This window comes from Desulfomicrobium aestuarii, assembly GCF_055385525.1.
Map to the genome: position 1 here is coordinate 2,581,483 of NZ_AP042427.1, position 21,018 is coordinate 2,602,500.

Genomic DNA, 21,018 nt, shown 5'->3' on the forward strand with positions numbered 1-21,018 from the left:
GCATCTGAAAAGCTTATTCTTCGCCTTCCGCACCGGCCTGCTTGCCGGCGCCGGGCAGACCGTACATGGTGGTGCTGCCGCTGGACCAGTACTCGAGCACGCCGTCAGAGACCAGCTGGTTGATGATCTTCTTGGCTTCGCGCATCTTCATTTCGGGGAACAGGGCGGCCAGGTCGTTGAAGTAAAATTTGGACTTCTGCTTGGACTTGGACTGGATGAATTCCAGAACGATGTCTTTGGGATCTGCCATACTCGCCTCTCTTATGGTTTAGGGCCGGCTTTCGCCGGCCCTATGGTTTCATTTCCCGAGGTCGGACTAGAACTTGAAGTTCGTGGTCTGGCGCCAGGTGTAGTAAGCAGGATCACGGAAATCATCGATCATGTGCTCGGAGAAATCGAGACTACACTTTTCGAAGAAACGTTCCCAACCGATACGCTCGGCCCAGTCACCAACGCGCTCGTACTTACGGGCGTCGGCGGCGTAGGCTTCCACGATCTGGCGGATGACCTTGGCCAGCGTGGGCCAGCGGGGCGGCTCGTTCGGGATGAAGGCCACGACGACCTTGGAGAACTTGGGATTGCTGATACGGTTGGAAACCTTGCCGCCGGCCATGATGACGAGGCCGTCACCAGTCTGGTCGGACAGGGGCAGGGACGGACACATGGTGTAGCAGTTACCGCAGAACATGCAGCGCTCGTTCTTGATGGCAACGGTGTTGACCGTCTTGGTCTCGCCGGCTTCAGTGACGATTTCCTTCTTGGTCGGACGGATGGCGCCTACGGGGCAGGCGGCAACGGCCAGCGGGATTTCGCACAGGTTGTCCAGCCATTCGTGGTCGATGACCGGGGGCTTGCGGTGGTAGCCCAGGATGGCGATGTCGGAGCAGTGAACGGCGCCGCACATGTTCAGACAGCAAGCCATGGAGATGCGGACCTGAGCGGGCATGCGCATCTGGCCGAACTCTTCGAACAGTTCGTCAAGAACGACCTTGACCGTACCGGAGGCGTCCGTGGCCGGGGTGTGGCAGTGGACCCAACCCTGGGTGTGGACGATGTTGGTGATGCCGGCGCCGGTCCCGCCAACGGGGAACTTGAAGCTGCCGCCTTCGAACTTCTGGGCATTCAAGTATTCTTTGAGTTTCTTGGCTTCGGCAAGGGTGCCAACCATGAACTCAATGTTGTTGCGGGTGGTGAAGCGCAGGTGACCGCCACAGAACTTGTCGGCGACTTCGCAGATTTCGCGAATGTGACCGACGGACATCAGGCGGGCGCCGCCGCAACGAACAGTGTAGACTTCGTCGCCGCTCTCGGCCTTGTGCATCAGGATGCCGGGCTCGCAGATTTCATGCCACAGCCACTGCCCTTTGTTCTTGGCAATAACCGGAGGAAAGAAGTCGGAAGCATGGCGGGGGCCGATGTCCGAAATCCTGTTTTCCATGGGTTTTTCGGGATTGTATCCGGAAGAAACAAAAGCCATTTTCAACCCCCTTCTTATCTCTGATGGTGTTTACGGTATTCCGCGATGTCGCGATCCCAGCCGCCTTCAACGTCCTCTTCCTTCCAGAAGATGTACGGATTGTGGCGGGGTTCCATGACGTGCTGCGGCACAGGAGTCAGACCGACCGCAGCGATGGCCTTGGCCAGACCCTGACGCTTGATGAGTTCACCAAGACGCTCACGGTTCTTGCCTTCTTCCATCCACCATTCCCAAATGCCTTCGATGATCTCCTTGATCTCGTCATAAGGCTCTTCGACCTTGATGAAGGGCACGAGCAGGGAGCCCATCTGCGCGCCATCCAGAATCGGGGCCTTGGCGCCGACGAGGATGGACAGGCCGCGGTCATTACCGATGCGCAGAGCGCGGGGCATGACGTTCAGACAGTGCATGCAGCGGGTGCACTCACGGTTGTTGATCTTCAGCTTGCCGTCTTCCAGCCACATGCATTCGGTCGGGCAGAGGTCGATGACTTCCTTCTGGATGTCGAACGCACCCCAGTCCTTGCCGGCGTGAGCGCCGCCGTTGGGCTGGATTTCACCACCGATATAGGCGGCGACAGCTTCCTGGTCGATACGGATGTCGTCGCGCCAGGTGCCGATGAAGGACATGTCGGAACGGGCGATGGAGGCCACGCAGCCATTCGGGCAACCATCAAACTTGAATTTGAACTTGTAGGGGAAGGCAGGACGGTGCAGTTCGTCCTGGTATTCCTGGGTCATCTGGTAGCACAGCTCCTGGGCGTCGTAACAGGCCCACTCACAGCGGGAGTCGCCCAGACAGGAAGCGGGGGTGCGCAGGTTGGAACCGGAACCGCCCAAGTCGTTGTTCAACTTGTGGGTCAGCTCGAAGTAGAACTCTTCCAGCTGAGGAGTGGTGGTGCCCAGCAACACGATGTCGCCGGTGGCGCCGTGCATGTTGGTCAGGCCGGAACCGCGCATTTCCCACAGATCGCAGAGCTGCTTCAGAAAATCCGTGGTGTAGTACATGCCAGCGGGCTGGGCCACGCGGACGGTGTGGAAGTGAGCTACGCCCGGGAACATCTGGGGCTGATCACAGTAACGGCCAATAACGCCGCCGCCGTAACCGAAAACGCCGACGATGCCGCCGTGCTTCCAGTGAGTGGTGCCGTCCTTGTAGGACAGTTCCAGGATACCGAGAAGGTCATCGCAAACGTCAACGGGAATCTGGTATTCCACGTTGTTCACGTTCTTATGACGTCTCTCGGCTTCCTCCTTGATGTCCGCCACAAAACTCGGCCACGGACCGCTCTGAAGCTGATCCAGCAACGGGGTCGCATGTTTAGCCATTACACATCCTCCTTAAAAAGATTAGACCGTGCACAGTCATCGCGCGAGTTCCTAACAACTGCGCGACCCTCTACCTCTTAACAATTTCAGCAAGTTTTGAAAAATTCATGCTCGTGAATCTTCGTACAATACCGGTTAATTGTCAACCTGTATTTCACCCCCCGTCGGCCCGGAACAAAGAGTTTATCTATATTGCGAGATCTCCGCCAGCACTTGGGACTCAACGTCGAAACCGGTCTCGACGGCCTTGTCGAAGTAGATGAGGGCCTTCTTCGGCTCGCCCTTCTCCAGGTAAGCCAGGCCGATGTTGTTGTAGGCAGGACCGAACATCGGTTCGATCTCGATGGCCTTGCTGCACTGCATGATGCACCCGTCCGGATCACCGAGGGCGAGGTAGGCGCTCCCGAGGGTCGTGTGGGCCTGAATGAACTGCGGGTCGAGGCTGATGGCCTTCTTCAGGGCCTTCACCGCCTTGTCGGGATTCTGCTGCTGCATGTGCACGAACCCGATGTTCCCCCACGGAACTGCGAATCGAGGACGAACCTCGGTAGCCTTTCGGTTCATCTTCAGACACTCGTCCAGATCGCCGCGGTGCATGGCCAGGCCGCCAAGCTGAACGTAAGCCTCGGCAATGCCGGGTTCGAGGGCGAGAGCCTCCTCGAAAGCCTTCTGGGCCTCATCGAGGTTTCTTTCCGCGACCAGGGACACGCCCAGATTGTACAGGAGCGTTGCGGAATCGGGATTGTCCTGCAGAGCGGCCTTGAGGGCGGCCACCGACTTGGGGCCGTAATCAGCATGTTTTTTCATATGACACCTAGGGCTTGTAATCGTTGATGTCGACACTGTGCTTCTTTAGTTCTTCAGCATACCACAGGGAAAACTCGAACATTCCGATATAGCGCTCGTCTCCGTTGACCATACCGAGACACATCTCGAGAACGCCCTGTCCGTATGCGTTGCTGTACTTCTCGGGGGCATGCTTCTGCAGGTACTCCCTGACGAGTTGCTGCGTGGTTCTCTTGGTCCCGTCCGTGCGCCATTCGATGGGTTCCTTGGGCTCGGCGAAAGGATTCCAGCGCTCGTAGCCGATGCGGTCCACAAATTTGCGCCGCCGCGGAGACATCTTCTCGTAGATGGCCTTTTTCTGTGCTTCGTGCTCTTCGGTCATGGCGAAAGGCTTATGCATCAGGTCCTCCGGCGACGCAGCCCGTGGCGGTATCGTCTTTCTGCAGACCAAAAAACTCATCGGAGTAGACGGTCATAAGGGCCGAAGATACAGGGACGTGCATGAACCTGAAATCGGAGTACTGCGAGCCTACGGAGTCCAGCACCTTGTTGCTCAAAGCCAGCAGCATGTCCTGGATGCGCTCGAGCTTCACCGCCGGGTAGGACTTGCCGGGCTCGAAGCCGGACAGGCCGCAGGTGTGCGACTTGCCGCCAATTTCGAGCGGAATTCCGTAAATCCGGCAAGTGATGGGCCGGTAGCGGTACAGGACGCAGTTGTCGTCCGGGCCGAGCAGTGGACAGCGCAGGCGTTCCTGGGCCGTGCGCAGCAGGATTTCGGAATGATCCACCACTTCCGCTTCGCGGGATGCCTTCTTCTTGAAGACGTAGGCCTTGCGGTCGGCCTTGTCGGCCTCGATCAGAATCGCGTTGCGGCGGGACTCTTCCAGTTCGGCGAACTTCGAGTTCAGGTACATGGCCTCGATGAGCGTCAGGTCGAAAAGGGCATGGCAGCAGTCGCTGCATCCCTGCCTGCACTTCACCTCAGCGGCGAAGTTTCCGGCAACCTTCTGGAAAACGGCGTCAATCTGGGCCACAAGGGCTTCATACTCGCTGAAGAAAACTGAGAAGTCTGAATTCATGGAATACTACCTTCACCGGGAGCGCGGGGCATCCCGTGGAAATGGGCACGGCAGCCGAATCTGGGACTGAAAATTGTGAATATCGGCGAAACAGGGAGCACGCCCTGAGCCGTTGGGGGTTCGGACAAAGGCAGGCCCACAGGGGGCCTGCCTGAGAAAAAGACCTAGTTTTCTTCGATGGTGATGGCGCCCTGGTCGCAGACTTCGACGCAGGACTCACAGCCGAGGCACTCTTCTTCGTTCACGGCCACGGCCTTGCCGCCCTGAAGTTCGTAAACTTCGACGGGGCACACGTCCACGCACTCGCCATCACCAACGCATTTGTCGACATCGACGGTAACAGTATAACCCATGATCTACCTCCAAAATTCTTTGAAATTCCCGCTTTTGCGAGTTGGATAAGGGACCCTTACACACGATCAAAAAACCTGTAAACCCAAATAGCGACCTTGACGCAAAGTAAATTTTCGCTGTGATTTCAGGCAGAAAAAATGCGGGCGCCCGGCAGGGCGCCCGCAGGGGAGGCGATCTACTCCACTTCCTGCTTCACGCCGATTGCGACCTTGTACAGGATGGTCAGCACCAGGAAGCCGGTGGCATAAATGCCAAGGGACACGCCCAGTTCAAGCTGGGAGGGGACGTACTCGGTGATTTCGTGCAGGGGGTTCGGCACGAAGCCGCCGCCGATCATGCCGAGACCCTTGTCGATCCAGGCCCCGATGAAGATCAGGAGGCAACCGATGATGAGCAGATTGTCCTGCTGCCTGTTCTTGGGCACGATCAGAATCAGGATGCCCGCAACGGCCATGATCATGGCCGACCACATCCAGGGCACGAGCACGCCGTGGCCGTGGTAGCCGGCGAAGAGGTACTGCAGGTGCGCCATGTGCGACGGGATTTGGCTGTAGAAGACCGTGAACACCTCGCACAGGAGCAGGAACAGGTTCACGCACATGGCGTAGACCACGGTCTTGCCCAGGGTGGGCAGGACGCCCTTGCCGGGGTCGAAGCCGGTGAAGATCTTGGCGATGTACGTCACCAGGATGAGGAACGCGGGGCCGGCGGCAAAGGCCGAAGCCAGGAAGCGGGCGGCCAGCACGGCGGTCAGCCAGTAGCCGCGGCCGGGCAGACCGCAGTACAGGAAGGCCGTGACCGTATGGATGGACACCGCCCAGGGAATGGACAGATAGATGAAGAACTTGATCCACTTGGGCGGCGCGATCTGCTTGCGCTCGGCTTCGAGGGTCACCCAGCCGACCAGGATGTTGATGAGCAGGTAGCCGTTCAGCACCACCATGTCCCAGAACAGGACAGAGTTGGGCGTGGGGTGCAGGAGCACGTTCATCAGGCGCTGCGGGGAGCCCAGGTCGGCAACGATGAAGAGCAGGCACAGGATGACCATGGCCACGGCGTTGAATTCGCCCAGAATGAGAATCTTTCCGAACTTGTGGTAGTCGTGCAGGTACTTGGGGATTACCAGCATGACGGCCGAAGCGGCCACGCCGACCAGGAAGGTGAACTGCGCGATGTAGAAGCCCCAGGTCACGTCGCGGCTCATGCCGGTGATGGTCAGGCCGTGGGAGAGCTGCTGCCAGTAGCAGGCCGCCCCGATGCTCATCAGGAGGAGCAGAAAGGCGATCCAGCCCCAGTATACTTTCGATCCTTGTATGGCTTTTTCAAGCATGGTTCACCCCTTTACACGAGATAGTAGACACAAGGTTTGGTTCCGAGGTGCGGGCTGCGCCTGATGGCGAAACGCTCCGCCATGAGCTTGCGCACATCGGACTCGGGGTCGGCCAGATCGCCGAACGCCAGGGCCCCTTCGGAAACCTCGACGCAGGCCGGCATCTTGCCTTCGACCAGACGCTCGGCGCAGAACTCGCACTTCTCGACGACGCCCTTGGTCCGGGTCGGGAAATCGGGGGTGGTCGTTTCAATGTACGGGCGGGGGTCCATGAAGTTGAAGCTTCTGGAACCGTAGGGGCAGCCGGCCATGCAGTAGCGGCAGCCGATGCAGCGGTGGAAGTCCATCATGACGATGCCGTCCTCGCGCTGGAACGTGGCCTTGGTCGGGCAGACGCGGACGCAGGGCGGGTTGTCGCAATGGTTGCACAGGGCCAGGGCGGACTTGGCGGCCGTCTCGGGCTGGAACTCGTTGTGCTCGTCCAGGAAGAGATGCTCCATGTGCGTCTCCCAGATCCACTTGATGTTCTGGTTGCCCGGGATGTTCGGCACGTTGTGGATGGTATGGCAGACATGCACGATGTCTTCCATGACCTTTTCGTTCAGCTTGGCCGTGTCGATGACCATGGCCCAGCGCTTGGCCGTAAGGGAGTTGGGCCCGGCATGAACCTTGTGACGGGAGGCGAAAAGCAGCCCCTCGCTCGGCTCCGAGCCGCCGGAGGCCAGAAGCTCGGAGGCGGGACGCACACTCCAGCCGAGCACGGCCACGGCGGCAATTTTCAGGAAGTTTCTACGCATGGTCTTCATTTCTTCACCCCCTTCGGATCAACATGACAATCCCAGCAGTAGGGGTTCACGGAAACCGTCGCGTGGCATTTGTCGCAGAACTGATCCTTGTTCTCGTGACATTTCATGCAGGTTTTGGTCAGGCTCTTCTGGAAGACCTGGTGGTTGGCCTTGGAATGATACTCGTGCACGCCGTCGCGGACGACCTCGTCACGCCACTCGTTGAGCATGGCCATGTGCTCCGCGCGCATGAACTCCACGCTCTCCACGCACTCCTTGGAGTTCTTGGGCTTCTCGATCTCGGGTCTCACGTAGGCCGCACTGCCGATGTTGTTCCAGAAAGGATAGGTCATGAAGACCACGAACACGGCAAGACCGGTCAGTATTTTATTCTTGTCGTACATTATTCATCCTCCCCGGGCAGGTCTTCACCACGCAGATCGGTTTCACGTTCCTTTTCGCCAGGGAAAACCAGCGCGTTGGCGACAAGTTCGTGCAGGCCGCAGACGCTGACTTCAGGCACCCAGTACGCCATGGAGTTGGGAAGCACCGCGCGGTCGATGGCGCAGACGCAACCCAGCATGTTCACGCCGTATTTCTCGTGAACATACTTCACCGCATTGGCGCGGGGCAGGCCGCCCATCATGCGCAGTTCGTCGTTCTCGCCGGCGTTGAGGCCAGCTCCGCCGCCGCAGCAGAAGGTCTGCTCGCGGATGGTGCCTTCGGGCATGTCGGTGAACTTCTCCACCACGCTCTTGGCCACGAAACGGGGCTCATCGAGGAGGCCCATGCCACGGGCGGGGTTACAGGAGTCGTGCCAGGTCAGGTGAACGTTGGCGTTGCGCTTCTTGTTCAGGTTGAGCTTGCCGTGTTTGATCAGGTCCGCGGTGAACTCGGCGATGTGGACCATCTTGGTGCTGGCGGCGTTCTTGAACACCGTGCCCGTGATGGGGTTGACCGGGGTCTCCATGCGCGAGGACTGGAAGTCGGGGCCGTTCAGGGTGTCCATGTACTGATGGATGACGCGCCACATGTGGCCGCACTCGCCGCCGAGAATCCACTTCACGCCCAAGCGGTCGGCTTCCATGTACATCTTTGAGTTCAGGCGCTTCATGGTTTCGTGCGAGGTAAAGAAACCGAAGTTGCCGCCCTCTGAGGCGTAGGTCGACCAGGTCACGCTCAGGCCGTACTCGCGCTTGAGGTACTCGAAGAGCATGAGGTAGCCCATGCAGGTGTAGGTGCCGGGGTCTGCGAAGACGTCGCCGGAAGGCGTGATGAAGAGGATGTCGGCGCCCTTCTGGTTGAAGTTCGGCTCAGGCCGGATGCCGGTGATGTCTTCGATGTCGTCGCAGAAGAAGTCGATCATGTCGAAGAAGGCGTGAGGCTGGATGCCGAGGTGGTTGCCGGTGCGATAGCAGTTGGCCACCGGTGTGGCGATCCAGTCGATGTTCAGACCCAGCAGGTTCAGCAGTTCGCGGCCGATGATGGTCACCTCGGCCGTGTCTATGCCGTAGGGGCAGAACACGGAACAGCGGCGACACTCGGAACACTGGAAGAAGTAGTACCACCACTCCTTGAGCACTTCAGCCGTCAGCTTGCGTCCGCCGACGAAGCGGCCGAGAATCTTGCCGAAGGTCGTGAACTCGCCGCGGTACACGGAGCGCAGCAGTTCGGCGCGCAGCACCGGCATGTTCTTGGGGTCGCCGGAGCCGATGAAGAAGTGGCATTTGTCCGCGCAGGCGCCGCAGCGCACGCAGATGTCCATGAAGATCTTGAAGGAACGGAACTTGTGCAGACGTTCGCGAAGTCCGTTGAAGATGATCTCCTGCCAGTTCTCGGGGAGGCCCCAGTCGTCGTCGAGGGGGTTCCACTTGTGGGCGTTGGGCAGGCCGACGTATTTAACGCTCTCGGGGTTGGCGGCGTAGCAGTAGCGGCCGGGCTTGATCACCGTCGGCACGTCCATCCAGTCCGCCTTGGGGGGCGTGTAGTCGATACTTGCAAAAAGCTCTTCAGGGCGTGGCAGATCAGACATTACTCGGCTCCTTCTGCTAGAGGCTTGTCCACAGGAAGATCCTTCTCGACCATCTTCTCACGGAATTCGTCCTCGTATTCTTCATATGTGTGGTAATGAACGTTCTCGAACTTCCAGGGGTTGACATGCCTGAACTTTCTGGAAGCGCAGTTCATGTTGCGCGTGGGCGAGAGGAACACGCCGCCCATGTGCATGAGCTTGCTCAGGGGGAAGTAGGCCAGCAGCACGGAGACCAGGAACATGTGGATGTAGAACATCACGCCGATGCCCTCGGGGACGTTCCATGAGAAGGTCACCAGGCCCATGGCCAGCTGCTTGACAGCAATGATGTCGACCTTTGCGAAGTAACGCATGAAGATGCCCGAGAAGGCGATGCCGAGGATCAGGAACAGCGGAAAGTAGTCCTGCACCAGGGAGATGTAGCGGATCTGGGGCACGACGACACGGCGCAGGAAAAGATAGGTCACCGCGATGACGAAGACGAGGTCTGTCAGGTACAGGGTCGGCGCGCCGATCTGCAGCATGGCGTCCATGGACTCGATGCCGGCGATCAGCCCCGGAACCGGCTCGGTGAAGAAGCGCATGTGGCGCAGCACGATGGTCAGGAAGGAGTAGTGGAAGGCCAGTGCGCCAAGCCACAGCCACTTGCTCGAACCGTACGTCACCTTGGTGCCTTCATGCAGGTCCACCTTGGTGTTGCGGAACAGGGACCTGAACAGCAACACTTCGAAAAGCATGCGCATCACGACGCCGCCCGTGGTGGAGGGGTTCTCGATGGTGCTCTGCTTGATCCAGGGCAGCGACTCCTGCTGGCCGCATGTTGTGGGGATGCAGAACGGCACTGCCGATTTGCCCCAGTCCACAACCCTCATACAGAATCCCACCACGAAAACCGCGACTGCCAGGAAGGGTATGTACAGCCCAAAGGCTTTTTCCATACCCAAGGCCCCGGCGCCCACAAGGGCTATTGCCGCGAGGGCAAAGACCAGGAATAGGGAGTAAAGAGCTTTCATGTACCTTTTACCTCGCTAAAGGGTTAACACTGAAAATATACTTAACGGACACTACCCCGCTACCTCCTCGTCTTTCAGCAAATTCGCTTTTTCAAGCAGCTTGTGCGTTCTGCTGTACAGTTGGTTGGCTTTTTGCTTCCAAAGAACCTCGCGGCAAGCCATATACAGATCGAATCCGAGCATGGTCAGGCGATCGACACGCACGTTCCAGTCGTGCAGCGCCTCATCCATCTCCTGCACCCGGCCGGTCTTGGCCAACTCCCGGCGCACGATCTCCTTGAGCGCCGGCAGAAAGCTCAGGGCCACGGACGGCGCAAAACCCTGCACCGCCCTGATGCGCAGAATCCCGTCCAGATCCGTGGAACACTCCGCGACGTCCCCGCCGCGCAAAAGGGTCATGAATATCTTCTCGATGTTGCTACGAAAGGTATGCCCGACCGGGTTGGCGAACTGGTTGGAAGACCCGGAGAAAAATTTGGCGCCTTCGTCAGGATAGGTTTTGATGATGGCATCAGTCCATTGCGCGCAAATGCCCTTCTGATTGTCGGTCAAAAATTTGCTGAATTCCATAATTACCTTGAATTCCAGATTGTTAAAAAAAGCGAACGTTGTCTTGGCAACGCATGTGGCGAGCAGGACAGATTTGCGCGGTTCTTAAATCACCTCCCCCTCAAGGTCAAGCGTTTGTGAAAAATGAAACAAGGATGACTGGAATAACATGGCCGTGAATCCGCCATGTTAATTCATGTTTCCGGCTGGCCGGGGCCAAGGCCCGTTCCGGCCACCCCGCGTCTTCGGGCTAGGCATCCAGCTCCGCTTGTGCTACCAGTGCCGCCACGTCCACACGAACTTTCGACCCCCGCAACGGCACCTACATGATGAAGTTACGCATTCTGCTTTCCGGTCTGGTCTGCTTGTTTCTCTTTTCGGCCGGACTGGCTCTCGCCGACGACGCCACCGACACGGAACCCCAGTCCTGGCGTCTGTTGGCCGACAGGACCGCAGCCAGCCATGACAACAAATACATCGAAGCCTTCGGCAACGTGGTGCTCGAACGCGGTGCCGACTACATACGCGCCGAGTACGCGCGCTATTACCAATCCACGAAATGGGTCTTTCTCCGGGGCAACGTCGAGGCCAAATTCCAGGGGGATTTCCTGAAGGCCGAGGAAGCCGAATTCGACCTCGAATCGAACACGGGGTGGCTCAAGAACGGCCAGGTCTTCATGGAGGATCCGCACATGTACTTCGAGGGAGCCGTGCTGAAGAAAACCGGCCCCGAAACGTACGAGTTCCGCGAAGCCACCGTCACGGTCTGCGACGGAGACCGGCCAGCCTGGTCCATCAAGACGTCGCGAGGCGACATCACCGTTGACGGCTATGCCCATCTCTGGGGTCCGCGCTTCCAGATCATGGATCAGCCGATGCTCATGGCGCCTTACGCGGTGATACCGGTCAAGACCAAGCGGCAGAGCGGCTTCCTGCTCCCGGAGATCGGCACGAGCGACAAACTCGGCATCACCTACGACCAGCCCTACTACCAGGTCATCGACGAAGAACAGGACGTAACCCTCTATTCCCACCTCATGACGGCCAAAGGGCTCATGCTCGGCGGTGAATACAGGCTCGTGCCCGACATCCACACCAAGGGCATCTTCAAGTTCGACTATCTGTTCGATCAGGAGACCGAGGGAACTTCTCTCTACAGCGACAATTCGCAAATGAGCCGCGACAACCGCAACCGGTGGTGGGCACGCGGCAAGTTCGACGGCTATCTCGGCGAGCCTGACTGGAATCTCAAGCTCGATCTGGACCTGGTTTCGGACCAGGACTACCTGCGCGAGTTTTCACGGGGCTATTCGGGCTTTAACAAAAGCAGGAAGGATTTCCTGCAGTATTTCGGCCGCGACATCGAGGACAACGACAGCGAACTGCGCGTGAACCGACTCCTGCTGAGCCACAACTGGGCCAATGTCGGCGTCCAGGGTCTGGTCGAATACACCCAGAATCTCGAATACGGCAGCAACAACAAGCTGCCGAACAAGGACAGGGACGACGACCCCACCCTGCAACGCCTGCCGGAACTCAACCTGCACCTATATCAGACCCAGCTCCTGAGCACGCCCCTGACCATCCAAGGCAGTTCGCAGCTGGCCTCATTCTGGCGCGAATACGGGACCACGGGATCGCGCCTCGACGTTCACCCCATCGTGGGCCTGCCCCTGCACTTCGAGTACGGATCCGTCATCCCCAAAGGCGGCCTCAGAGGCACTACCTGGTTCGTCGAGAAATACGAAAACGAAGACGATGACGTGAACACCGATGACAGCAACCCCTCAAGGTTCCTGCCGGACTTCACCACCTCGGCCTACACGGAGTTTTCGCGCGTATTCACCCTGACGGAAGAAAGCGACGTCCCGTCCGACGCGGACTCCTTCACTTGGCTGAAACTCAGACACGCCGTACAGCCGAGACTTGAATACACCTACATCCCCTTCGAGTCGCAGGGCAAATACCCTTATTTCGATGAGGACGACCGCATCAGGCCGACCAACGAACTGACCTACTCCCTGACCAACCTCTTCACCACCAAGACCGGACGGATGCAGCCCAGCCCCGACACCCAAGGCAAGTCGGCCCTGAAGGTGGACTATCTCGATCTGGCCCGCCTGCGTCTCGAACAGTCGTACGACATACGCGAGGAGACCAGAAGCGACGACACGGACGAATACCCGAACCGCCCATTTTCCGACGTGCTCGCCGACCTGACCACGAGCCTCACACCCTGGTTGTACCTGACGAACAAGACGTGGTTCTCGCCGTACGAGAACCACGTGACCGAGCACGAACACGCCCTCTGGGCCTACTATGAAGACCGGGTGTACGCGTCCTTCAGCCTGGATTTCCTGGAAGAGATCGACGAATACCTCAGGCAGGAGCAGGAGCGGCAACGCATCGCCGGCTTCGGAGGAGGTTTCGGCATCACCAAGGAGTGGAGCGCGGCGTTCCTCTACCGGGTGGACTGGGAGTCCGGCACCGACCTGGAAAAGCGCCTCGCCCTGCGCTACGATCACCAGTGCTTCTCTGCCGAGACTGCCTGGACCCAGACCGATGACGACACCCGTTTCGAGTTCCGTGTCATCCTGGCGCAGCTGGGCTCCGTAGGCCGATAAAACATGGCAAGCGCCAGGCAGATACGCCTCCTCCCGCCCGAACTGCAGAACCAGATTGCCGCGGGCGAGGTGGTGGAACGCCCCGCCAGCGTCCTCAAGGAGCTTATCGAAAACGCGCTGGATGCCGGCGCGACCTGTCTGCGCGTCCTGATCCGGGACGGCGGGCAGTCCTGCATCCGGGTCAGCGACAATGGATGCGGCATCCCCGAAAACGAACTCGAGCTGGCCCTGACGCGGCACGCCACAAGCAAGCTCTCGACCATCCAGGACCTCGGCGCCATCCGCAGCTTCGGGTTCCGAGGCGAGGCGCTGCCGAGCATCGCCTCCGTATCCCGCTTCCGTCTGGCGTCCGCCACTCGCGACGGGGAAGGCGCGGCGCTGGAAGTGCTCCATGGCCGTGTAGTGGCCATCGGCCCTGCGGCCATGCCTAGGGGGACCGAGGTCGAAGTCCAGGACCTCTTCGCCAACGTGCCGGCCCGGCTCAAGTTCCTGAAACAGCCCGCCACGGAAACGCGCAAATGCAGCGAACTGTTCGTCCGCATCGCACTTGCCAACCTGGACGTGGACTTCGAACTGCTGAACGGCGACAGGACCGTGCACCGCTTTCTGGCAGGCGAAGACCTCGCCAGACGCCTGAGCGCCGTCTGGCCGAGGGAGCTGGTGGACGCCGCGCACAACGTGGACATGACGGACGGCCCGTTCTCGGTCCGGGGCCTCATCGGCGCCCCTGCGACGGCCCAGGCCCGCGGCGACCGCATTCTTGTGTACGTCAACGGCCGCCCCGTCCAAGACAGGACCATGATCAGCGCAATCCGGGAGGCCTACCGCGGCAGGATACTGGGCAAGGAATACCCTCAGGCCGTGCTGTTCCTGCAACTCCCCCCCGATGAGGTCGACGTCAACGTGCACCCGGCCAAGACCGAGGTCCGCTTTCAGGATGAGGGGGCCGTCTTCCGTCTCGTGAGGCGTGCAGTGTCCAAAGCTCTTGAGGCGGGCAACGACATGACGACGCTGGCCGAGAATACTGCGCAATTCTCCGTGGCACGTCCCCTTCCCGTCCTGCCCGTTTCCGTAGCCCCGGAGAAGGACGTCTCCCCCACCACAGATCCTGCCCTGACCGACAGTCCCCTGTACGAGCAGCCCTGGACCAGGAAGTTTTCATCCTCCGCGGCCGTTCAGCAGCTTTTCGAAACGCCCGAGTCATCCCCCGCGGCACCGGAACCGGCACCGCGGCGCAGTCCCGACCCCGGTCCACAGCCCGAGGCCGAATCCACCCGCTACCTAGGGCAGTTCGCCGACACGTACCTCATCCTCACGGGTTCTGCCGGGATCACGCTCATCGACCAGCATGCGGCGCATGAGCGGGTACTTTTCCATATGCTGCGCTCGAGCGGTTCCCGCGGTGACCGCCGACCGCTGCTCATGCCGCTGGAAATCCCCATGCACCCGTCGCAGGCGCTGCTGGTGCAGGAAATCTGGGCCCAGCTCGACGGACTCGGCTTTTCCCTCGAACTGGCGGCAGGGCCTAAGCTCCTGCTGCACGCCGTACCGGCCCTGCTGACCCCGTCCAGGGCTCGGGAATTCCTTGAGGACGCCTTGGCCGACAAGGCCAGATCCATGGAAGATCTCTGGGCGGTCATGGCCTGCAAGGCGGCTATCAAGGCCGGCGACGTGCTAACACCTGACGAGGCCCTGGCCTTGATCGAATCCTGGCAGTCCCTGCCTGACAGAAATTTCTGCCCGCACGGTCGCCCCGTGTCCCTGCTCTGGACCGTCGGCGACCTGGAGAAACTGTTCAAGAGGCGCTCCTGACAGGAGCGCCTCGAACCACGCACCAGACTTGAGGAGGAACCTTTGAATATTCTCATCGTTGGGGCCGGGGGCCGCGAACACGCCCTGGCCTGGAAAATAAGCCGCAGCCCGCTTCTCACGAAGCTCTTCATCGCCCCCGGCAACGGCGGCACGGCCCTGCTCGGGACCAATATCGCCATCCGTGACGACGACATCGAGGGGCTGACCGCCTTCGCGCGGGACAACCGGGTCGATCTTGTCGTCGCCGGCCCGGAACTGCCCCTTGTCCTGGGGCTCAAGGAAGCTCTCGACGCGGTGAACATCCCGTGTTTCGGCCCGTGCGCCTTCGCCGCCCAGTTGGAGGGCTCCAAGGCCTTCGCCAAGAACATGATGCGGGAGACAGGGGTGCCGACGGCCGACTTTCGGGTTTTCGACTCCTACGACAGCGCCCTGGAATACGTCCGCGCCCATCCCCTGCCCATGGTCATCAAGGCCGACGGGCTGGCCGCGGGCAAGGGCGTGGTCATCGCCCAGACCATGGCCGAGGCCGAAGGCGCCCTAAAGGACATGATGCTGGACCGCGTCTTCGGCGACGCAGGCCTGACGGTGGTCGTCGAGGAGGCCCTGGTGGGCGAGGAGGCATCCTTCCTGGCCTTCTGCGACGGCACGACCGTGGTGCCCATGCCTTCCCTGCAGGACCACAAGCGCATCGGCGACAACGACACGGGCCTCAACACCGGAGGCATGGGCGCCTACAGCCCGGCCCCGGTCCTGCCCGAGGACAGGTACGCAGCCATGGCCGACCTCGCCATCCGCCCCATCACCACGCACCTCGCGGCCATCGGCCAGCCTTTCAAGGGCGTGCTCTATGCGGGCCTGATGATGACGGGCAAGGGCCCCATGGTCCTGGAGTACAACGTGCGCTTCGGAGACCCGGAGTGCCAGCCCCTCATGGCGCGCCTCAAGTCCGATCTCGTCGAGATCATGCTGGCCTGCGTGCACGGCGAGCTTGACCCGTCCAAGGTGGTCTACCATAAGGAAACCAGTTGCTGCGTGGTCTTGGCCGCCAAGGGCTATCCCCAGAGCTACCCCAAAGGGATGGTCATCGAGGGCATCGACGAGGCTGAGAAAGTCGAGGGAGTGAGTGTCTTCCAGGCCGGAACGAAGCTCCTGGACGGACGGACCGTCAGCAGCGGCGGCCGGGTTCTGGGCGTGACCGCCCTGGGCGCGGATCTCGAACAGGCGCGGGAGCGCGCCTATGAGGCAGTGGCAAGGATATCGTTTGAAAACAGCTATTACCGCACGGATATCGCCGTCAAAGGACTGAGGAGAACACAATGACGCAGGTTGCGATCTTCATGGGCAGCAAATCCGACGAGGCCACGGTGCGGCCGTGCGCGGACGTGTTGGACAAGCTCGGCATTTCCTACACCTTCACCATCACCTCCGCCCACCGCACCCCCGAGCGGACGGCCCGGCTGATCCGCGAACTGGAGGATGCCGGAGTGCAGGTCTTCATCTGCGCCGCCGGCCTGGCGGCGCATCTGGCCGGGGCCGTGGCGGCCAAGACCATCCGCCCGGTGCTCGGCATCCCCATCTCGGCCTCGTCGCTTGGCGGCTGGGACGCTCTGCTGGCCACGGTCCAGATGCCTCCGGGCTTCCCCGTCGGCACCCTCGCCCTGGACAAGGTCGGCGCCCGCAACTCGGCGTGGCTTGCGGCCCAGATTCTGGCGCTGCACGATGCGGCCCTTGCCGAGCGGATCCAGGCTGAACGGCGCAAAATGATCGAGCAGGTCGAGGAAGACGCGAAAACGCTGTAGCGTTCAGCAACCAAGGCAAAAGAAAAGGCGGGTCACCCCGCCTTTTCTTTTGCCTTGTGTTCGGACAGCCTACTGCAGAAACTTGAAGAACTCGCTTTCAGGAGTCAGAACGAACTGCGTCTGGTCCTTCATGGTCTTCTTATACGCATCCATAGTCCGCACGAACTCGTAGAATTCGGGGTCCTGCGTAAGGGCTTGGGCGTAGATGGCCGTAGCGGCAGCCTCGCCCTCGCCGCGGGCGGACTCGGCAGCCCTGCGCGCATCGGCCAGGATGACCGCCCTCTGCCTGTCGGCCATGGTCGTGATCTTCGCGGCCTCTTCCCGGCCTTCGGAACGATACTGCTTGGCCTGCCGCTCGCGCTCTGCCTGCATGCGGCCGTAGATGGCCATCTGGTTCTCCTTGGGCAGGTCGGTGCGCTTGATGCGCACGTCGATGACGCGGATGCCGTAGTCGCGAAGCAGGGAATTGGCTTTGGCCGTGACTTCCTCCATGATGGTGGAGCGTTCGATCGCGACGATTTCAGTCAGGGTATAGCGACCGAGAGCCTCGCGCAGCTGCGAGTAGACGATGTCGTCGATGCGGGACAACCCGCCCTGGATGTTGCGCACCGTCCTGTAGAACAGCAGCGGGTTTTCGATCACCCAGCGCGAATAGTTGTCCACGACCATGTTCTTCTTGTCCTGGGTGATGATTTCGGCCGCCGGCGAGTCGTACTCGAGGACCCTGGCGTCGAAGAAGATGACGTTCTGCACGAAGGGCAGCTTGAAATTGAGTCCGGGCCCGAAATCCTCACCGACGGGCTTGCCCAACTGCAGGAGTATGGCCCGTTCGGTCTGGTCGACCACGAACACGCACTGCAGCAGGAGGAAAACGCTCACAACAATGGCGGCCAAAGCGATCTGGATCGTTCTCATTGCTGCGCCCCTCCCTGAGTTGACACGCCGGCCTTGCCCGACCGCTGCAGGGGAAGGTACGGAAACACCCGCTGCATGGACTCGTTGGAAATGATGATCTTCTCGACCTCGGGCCTGGAAAGGATTTCCTCCATGGTTTCGAGATAGAGCCTCTTCTTGGTGATGTCCTTGGCCTTGCGGTACTCCTCCAGCACGAACAGGAAGCGGTCGCTGTCACCCCGTGCCTGGAGTATCTTCGACTCCTTGTAGGCCTGGGCCTGGTTGGTTATGGCGGCAGCCTCACCCCTGGTACGGGGGATCAGGTCGTTCTCGTAGGCCTCGGCCTCGTTGATGAAACGGCTCTTGTCCTCCTTGGCGCTGGCCACGTCCTTGAAGGCGTCGATGACCTGCTTGGGCGGGTGCACGTCCTGGAGCTGCACGGCCACGACCCTGATACCGCTCTTGTAGCTGTCGAGGGTCTTCTGGAGGAGATCGCGCGTGTCGTTTTGGATGGTCAGCTTGTCGTCCGTGAGGGCTGCGTCGATCTTGTTGTAACCGATGACCTCGCGCATGGCCGCCTCGGCGGCGTCTTTCACCGTCTTTTCCTGATTGGCGACGTTGAAGAGGTAATCCTGGGCGTTCTCAATGAGGAACTGCACGATGAACTGGACATCGACGATGTTCTCGTCGCCCGTGAGCATGAGGGATTCCTCCGGGACCAGGCGGACCTGGGATCCGGTGACAGCGGTGAGCGCTGAACCCCCGCGGAATCCGACTTCGATCCGCTGGATCTTCGTGACCTGGGGCGTGAGTACGGACTCAATGGGGAACGGCAAACGGTAGTGCGGGCCGGGTTCCGTGGTGCGGTCGTAGGCGCCGAAGCGTTTGACAACGCCTACCTCGTCCGGCTGGACGATGTAGATGCCGCTGCCGAGCCAGAGGACAACGGCGATGACCACGATGACCTTCCAGCCGGGAAGGTTCATCTGTTTCAACTGTTTGACTTTCTCGTTCAAATCACCGAGATCCGGGCCTGGTATGGGCCCAGACTGCCTCTGCCGTCGTTCTTGTAGTTTTTCCCAATCCCAATTCATAATTATCCTTGGTAAAAGACTCCTCCTGAGAGGTCAAGGAAATGAGAGGATACCCGATTGACCGCACCCGCCCTACATCCTGAAGACACCGAAAAAAAGGGCCCGACTCCGGGCTGCGTCGTGACGATTTATACAGATGGATCCAGTCTTGGCAATCCGGGTCCCGGTGGTTGGGCCGCAATTCTGGTCTGGGGAGACAGAAAGAAGGAAATCAGCAAAGGATATATTGAGACGACCAACAATCGGATGGAGATCCGCGGGGTCATCCATGCCCTCACGGAACTCTCACGGCCATGCATCGTCCACGTCCACACAGACTCGCGATACGTATGCGACGCAGTTGCCAAGCGGTGGATTGCGGGATGGGTGAGAAACGGGTGGCTGACTTCAGCCAAGAAGCCGGTGAAAAACCGGGACTTGTGGGAACGGCTGATTCCTCTGCTGAAAACGCATAAGGTCCACTTCCACTGGATCAAGGCCCACGACGGACATCCGGAAAACGAACGCTGCGACGAACTGGCCAAGAACGCGGCCAAGGCTCCGGGAAGGGTGGCTGACGAAGGTTACCGTGCGGATTCGTGACCGGCGCGGGCGATTTTCAGAACAAGACGTCGAAAGACTGAACCAGCAACACGGCACCAATCCCTATCTTGACTGAAAGACCGAGCACCTTGCCCAGCATGGCCCCCAAGGCGGCCTGCTTGGCCTCGTGCACGGGGCGTTTGTTCAGAAGCTCGATGCCCAGACACCCGAAATAGGCCCCGATGACGGCCCCGGCCAAAGCGCCCAGACCCAAAAGGAACGGGGCGCCGAAAATGGCGCCGGCAATGGCTCCGGCAATTGCGCCCCAGTTTCCGGACCGGGAGGCGCCATATTTTTTGGCGCCGACAGTCTGCAGCCCGAACTCGATGCATTCCCCAAGAAATGAAAAAAAGAGGAAAAGCAGGTAGGTCCGAACAGAAATTGTCACTTCCGGATTCAGGATGTCCCAAATCCAGAGGATAAGAATGATCAACCAGTTCGCCGGCAGACCGAAGACGTGAGTAGCGAAGGCAGTGATGAGAAGGAGGAATACGAAGGCGGCGAAGAAAGCGGACATGTGGTTGTGAGAGGGAAGAAAAAAAAGTCCTGGCGACGACCTACTTTCCCACCAGTGGACTGGCAGTATCATTGGCGCTGGAGGTCTTAACTTCCGAGTTCGGAATGGAATCGGGTGTGGCCCCTCCGCCGTGGTCACCAGGACGAAATATGTAAGAGAAACAGGTGAAGGAAGAGAGTTAAGACTCACGATCTATTAGTACCGGTCAGCTGAACGCATTACTGCGCGTACACTTCCGGCCTATCTACCAGGTGGTCTTCCTGGGATCTTGAGTGTCTTTCGACAAGGGAGAACTTATCTTGTGGCTGGTTTCCCGCTTAGATGCTTTCAGCGGTTATCCATTCCGATCATAGCTACCCTGCTATGCCGCTGGCGCGACAACAGGTCCACTAGGGGATCGTCCATTCCGGTCCTCTCGTACTAGGAACAGACCCACTCAATTCTCCTACGCCCACAGAAGATAGGGACCAAACTGTCTCACGACGTTTTAAACCCAGCTCGCGTACCACTTTAAACGGCGAACAGCCGTACCCTTGGGACCTGCTCCAGCCCCAGGATGTGATGAGCCGACATCGAGGTGCCAAACCGCATCGTCGATGTGAACTCTTGGATGCGATCAGCCTGTTATCCCCGGCGTACCTTTTATCCGATGAGCGATGGCCCTTCCATGCGGGACCACCGGATCACTAACACCTACTTTCGTACCTGCTCGACATGTCTGTCTCGCAGTCAAGCTCCCTTATGCGTTTGCACTCGACGGCTGGTTTCCAATCAGCCTGAGGGAACCTTTGCGCGCCTCCGTTACTCTTTGGGAGGCGACCGCCCCAGTCAAACTACCCACCAGACACTGTCTCCCTGCCGGATGACGGCGAGGGATTAGAGTCCTAAACTAACAAGGGTGGTATTTCAAGGTTGACTCCACGGATACTAGCGTACCCGCTTCGCAGTCTCCCACCTATCCTA

At 59.8% G+C, this 21,018-nt stretch carries 21 protein-coding genes and 2 rRNA genes (1 of these 23 only partly in view); 5 read left to right on the forward strand and 18 right to left on the reverse strand.

Features of this window, described 5'->3' with window-relative positions; genetic code table 11:
* Positions 1-13: 13 nt before the first annotated feature.
* From ACZ5AC_RS11675 to ACZ5AC_RS11735, 13 genes are all read right to left on the reverse strand, one after another.
* Positions 14-250, reverse strand: coding sequence for a dissimilatory sulfite reductase D family protein (locus ACZ5AC_RS11675; protein ID WP_464247785.1), 237 nt, complete (start codon positions 248-250; stop codon positions 14-16).
* A gap of 66 nt (positions 251-316) precedes the next feature.
* Positions 317-1,477: a dissimilatory-type sulfite reductase subunit beta gene (dsrB, locus tag ACZ5AC_RS11680; protein WP_464247786.1), complete on the reverse strand. Its 1,161-nt coding sequence runs from the start codon at positions 1,475-1,477 to the stop codon at positions 317-319.
* A gap of 14 nt (positions 1,478-1,491) precedes the next feature.
* Positions 1,492-2,805, reverse strand: coding sequence for a dissimilatory-type sulfite reductase subunit alpha (dsrA, locus tag ACZ5AC_RS11685; RefSeq protein WP_464247787.1), 1,314 nt, complete (start codon positions 2,803-2,805; stop codon positions 1,492-1,494).
* A gap of 183 nt (positions 2,806-2,988) precedes the next feature.
* Complete coding sequence (locus tag ACZ5AC_RS11690) at positions 2,989-3,612, reverse strand: tetratricopeptide repeat protein (RefSeq protein ID WP_464247788.1); 624 nt, start codon at positions 3,610-3,612, stop codon at positions 2,989-2,991.
* 7 nt (positions 3,613-3,619) lie between these two features.
* A complete protein-coding gene (locus ACZ5AC_RS11695; protein WP_464247789.1) occupies positions 3,620-3,991 on the reverse strand; it encodes a hypothetical protein in 372 nt (123 codons plus the stop codon).
* Positions 3,984-4,670 (reverse strand): YkgJ family cysteine cluster protein, encoded by a 687-nt coding sequence (locus ACZ5AC_RS11700; RefSeq protein ID WP_464247790.1) that lies wholly within the window; start codon positions 4,668-4,670, stop codon positions 3,984-3,986. The genes ACZ5AC_RS11695 and ACZ5AC_RS11700 overlap by 8 nt, the downstream gene beginning before the upstream one ends.
* A 164-nt stretch (positions 4,671-4,834) precedes the next feature.
* On the reverse strand, positions 4,835-5,023 hold the full coding sequence (locus ACZ5AC_RS11705) for a ferredoxin (protein WP_464247791.1): 189 nt from the start codon (positions 5,021-5,023) through the stop codon (positions 4,835-4,837).
* Between the two features lie 176 nt (positions 5,024-5,199).
* A complete protein-coding gene (gene dsrP / locus ACZ5AC_RS11710) occupies positions 5,200-6,354 on the reverse strand; it encodes a sulfate reduction electron transfer complex DsrMKJOP subunit DsrP (RefSeq protein WP_464247792.1) in 1,155 nt (384 codons plus the stop codon).
* Between the two features lie 11 nt (positions 6,355-6,365).
* Entirely contained in the window at positions 6,366-7,160 is a 795-nt protein-coding gene (gene dsrO, locus ACZ5AC_RS11715) for a sulfate reduction electron transfer complex DsrMKJOP subunit DsrO (protein WP_464247793.1), read from the reverse strand.
* Positions 7,157-7,543 (reverse strand): sulfate reduction electron transfer complex DsrMKJOP subunit DsrJ, encoded by a 387-nt coding sequence (gene dsrJ, locus ACZ5AC_RS11720; protein ID WP_464247794.1) that lies wholly within the window; start codon positions 7,541-7,543, stop codon positions 7,157-7,159. Before dsrJ ends, dsrO begins: the two co-directional genes overlap by 4 nt.
* On the reverse strand, positions 7,543-9,171 hold the full coding sequence (gene dsrK / locus ACZ5AC_RS11725; protein WP_464247795.1) for a sulfate reduction electron transfer complex DsrMKJOP subunit DsrK: 1,629 nt from the start codon (positions 9,169-9,171) through the stop codon (positions 7,543-7,545). Before dsrK ends, dsrJ begins: the two co-directional genes overlap by 1 nt.
* Entirely contained in the window at positions 9,171-10,184 is a 1,014-nt protein-coding gene (dsrM, locus tag ACZ5AC_RS11730) for a sulfate reduction electron transfer complex DsrMKJOP subunit DsrM (RefSeq protein ID WP_464247796.1), read from the reverse strand. Before dsrM ends, dsrK begins: the two co-directional genes overlap by 1 nt.
* 51 nt (positions 10,185-10,235) lie before the next feature.
* Positions 10,236-10,754, reverse strand: a complete 519-nt coding sequence (locus tag ACZ5AC_RS11735; RefSeq protein ID WP_464247797.1) for an RsbRD N-terminal domain-containing protein — start codon at positions 10,752-10,754, stop codon at positions 10,236-10,238.
* A 305-nt stretch (positions 10,755-11,059) separates the two neighbouring features.
* Between ACZ5AC_RS11735 and ACZ5AC_RS11740 the strand changes: the two genes are divergently transcribed.
* The 4 genes from ACZ5AC_RS11740 to purE are packed head-to-tail and all read left to right on the forward strand — an operon-like array spanning position 11,060 to position 16,968.
* On the forward strand, positions 11,060-13,357 hold the full coding sequence (locus ACZ5AC_RS11740) for an LPS-assembly protein LptD (RefSeq protein WP_464247798.1): 2,298 nt from the start codon (positions 11,060-11,062) through the stop codon (positions 13,355-13,357).
* Between the two features lie 3 nt (positions 13,358-13,360).
* Complete coding sequence (gene mutL / locus ACZ5AC_RS11745) at positions 13,361-15,169, forward strand: DNA mismatch repair endonuclease MutL (RefSeq protein ID WP_464247799.1); 1,809 nt, start codon at positions 13,361-13,363, stop codon at positions 15,167-15,169.
* 42 nt (positions 15,170-15,211) lie between these two features.
* On the forward strand, positions 15,212-16,489 hold the full coding sequence (gene purD / locus ACZ5AC_RS11750; protein ID WP_464247800.1) for a phosphoribosylamine--glycine ligase: 1,278 nt from the start codon (positions 15,212-15,214) through the stop codon (positions 16,487-16,489).
* Positions 16,486-16,968, forward strand: a complete 483-nt coding sequence (purE, locus tag ACZ5AC_RS11755; protein ID WP_464247801.1) for a 5-(carboxyamino)imidazole ribonucleotide mutase — start codon at positions 16,486-16,488, stop codon at positions 16,966-16,968. Before purD ends, purE begins: the two co-directional genes overlap by 4 nt.
* Before the next feature lie 69 nt (positions 16,969-17,037).
* Here purE and hflC read toward each other — a convergent pair whose 3' ends face one another.
* The gene (hflC, locus tag ACZ5AC_RS11760; RefSeq protein WP_464247802.1) at positions 17,038-17,883 is read right to left on the reverse strand and encodes a protease modulator HflC; all 846 of its coding nucleotides are present in this window, start codon (positions 17,881-17,883) and stop codon (positions 17,038-17,040) included.
* Positions 17,880-18,956: an FtsH protease activity modulator HflK gene (hflK, locus tag ACZ5AC_RS11765; RefSeq protein WP_464247803.1), complete on the reverse strand. Its 1,077-nt coding sequence runs from the start codon at positions 18,954-18,956 to the stop codon at positions 17,880-17,882. The genes hflC and hflK overlap by 4 nt, the downstream gene beginning before the upstream one ends.
* A gap of 120 nt (positions 18,957-19,076) precedes the next feature.
* On the opposite strand from hflK, the gene rnhA reads away from it, so the two are divergent.
* A complete protein-coding gene (gene rnhA / locus ACZ5AC_RS11770; RefSeq protein WP_464250613.1) occupies positions 19,077-19,538 on the forward strand; it encodes a ribonuclease HI in 462 nt (153 codons plus the stop codon).
* A 16-nt stretch (positions 19,539-19,554) separates the two neighbouring features.
* Here rnhA and ACZ5AC_RS11775 read toward each other — a convergent pair whose 3' ends face one another.
* The 3 genes from ACZ5AC_RS11775 to ACZ5AC_RS11785 all read right to left on the reverse strand — a co-directional run.
* Positions 19,555-20,055 carry a DUF456 family protein gene (locus ACZ5AC_RS11775; RefSeq protein ID WP_464247804.1) on the reverse strand — a complete coding sequence of 167 codons (501 nt, stop codon included), beginning with the start codon at positions 20,053-20,055 and terminating at the stop codon, positions 19,555-19,557.
* 27 nt (positions 20,056-20,082) lie between these two features.
* Positions 20,083-20,197 (reverse strand): 5S ribosomal RNA (rrf, locus tag ACZ5AC_RS11780).
* A 32-nt stretch (positions 20,198-20,229) separates the two neighbouring features.
* A 23S ribosomal RNA gene (locus tag ACZ5AC_RS11785) occupies positions 20,230-21,018 on the reverse strand (it continues 2,154 nt past the right edge of the window).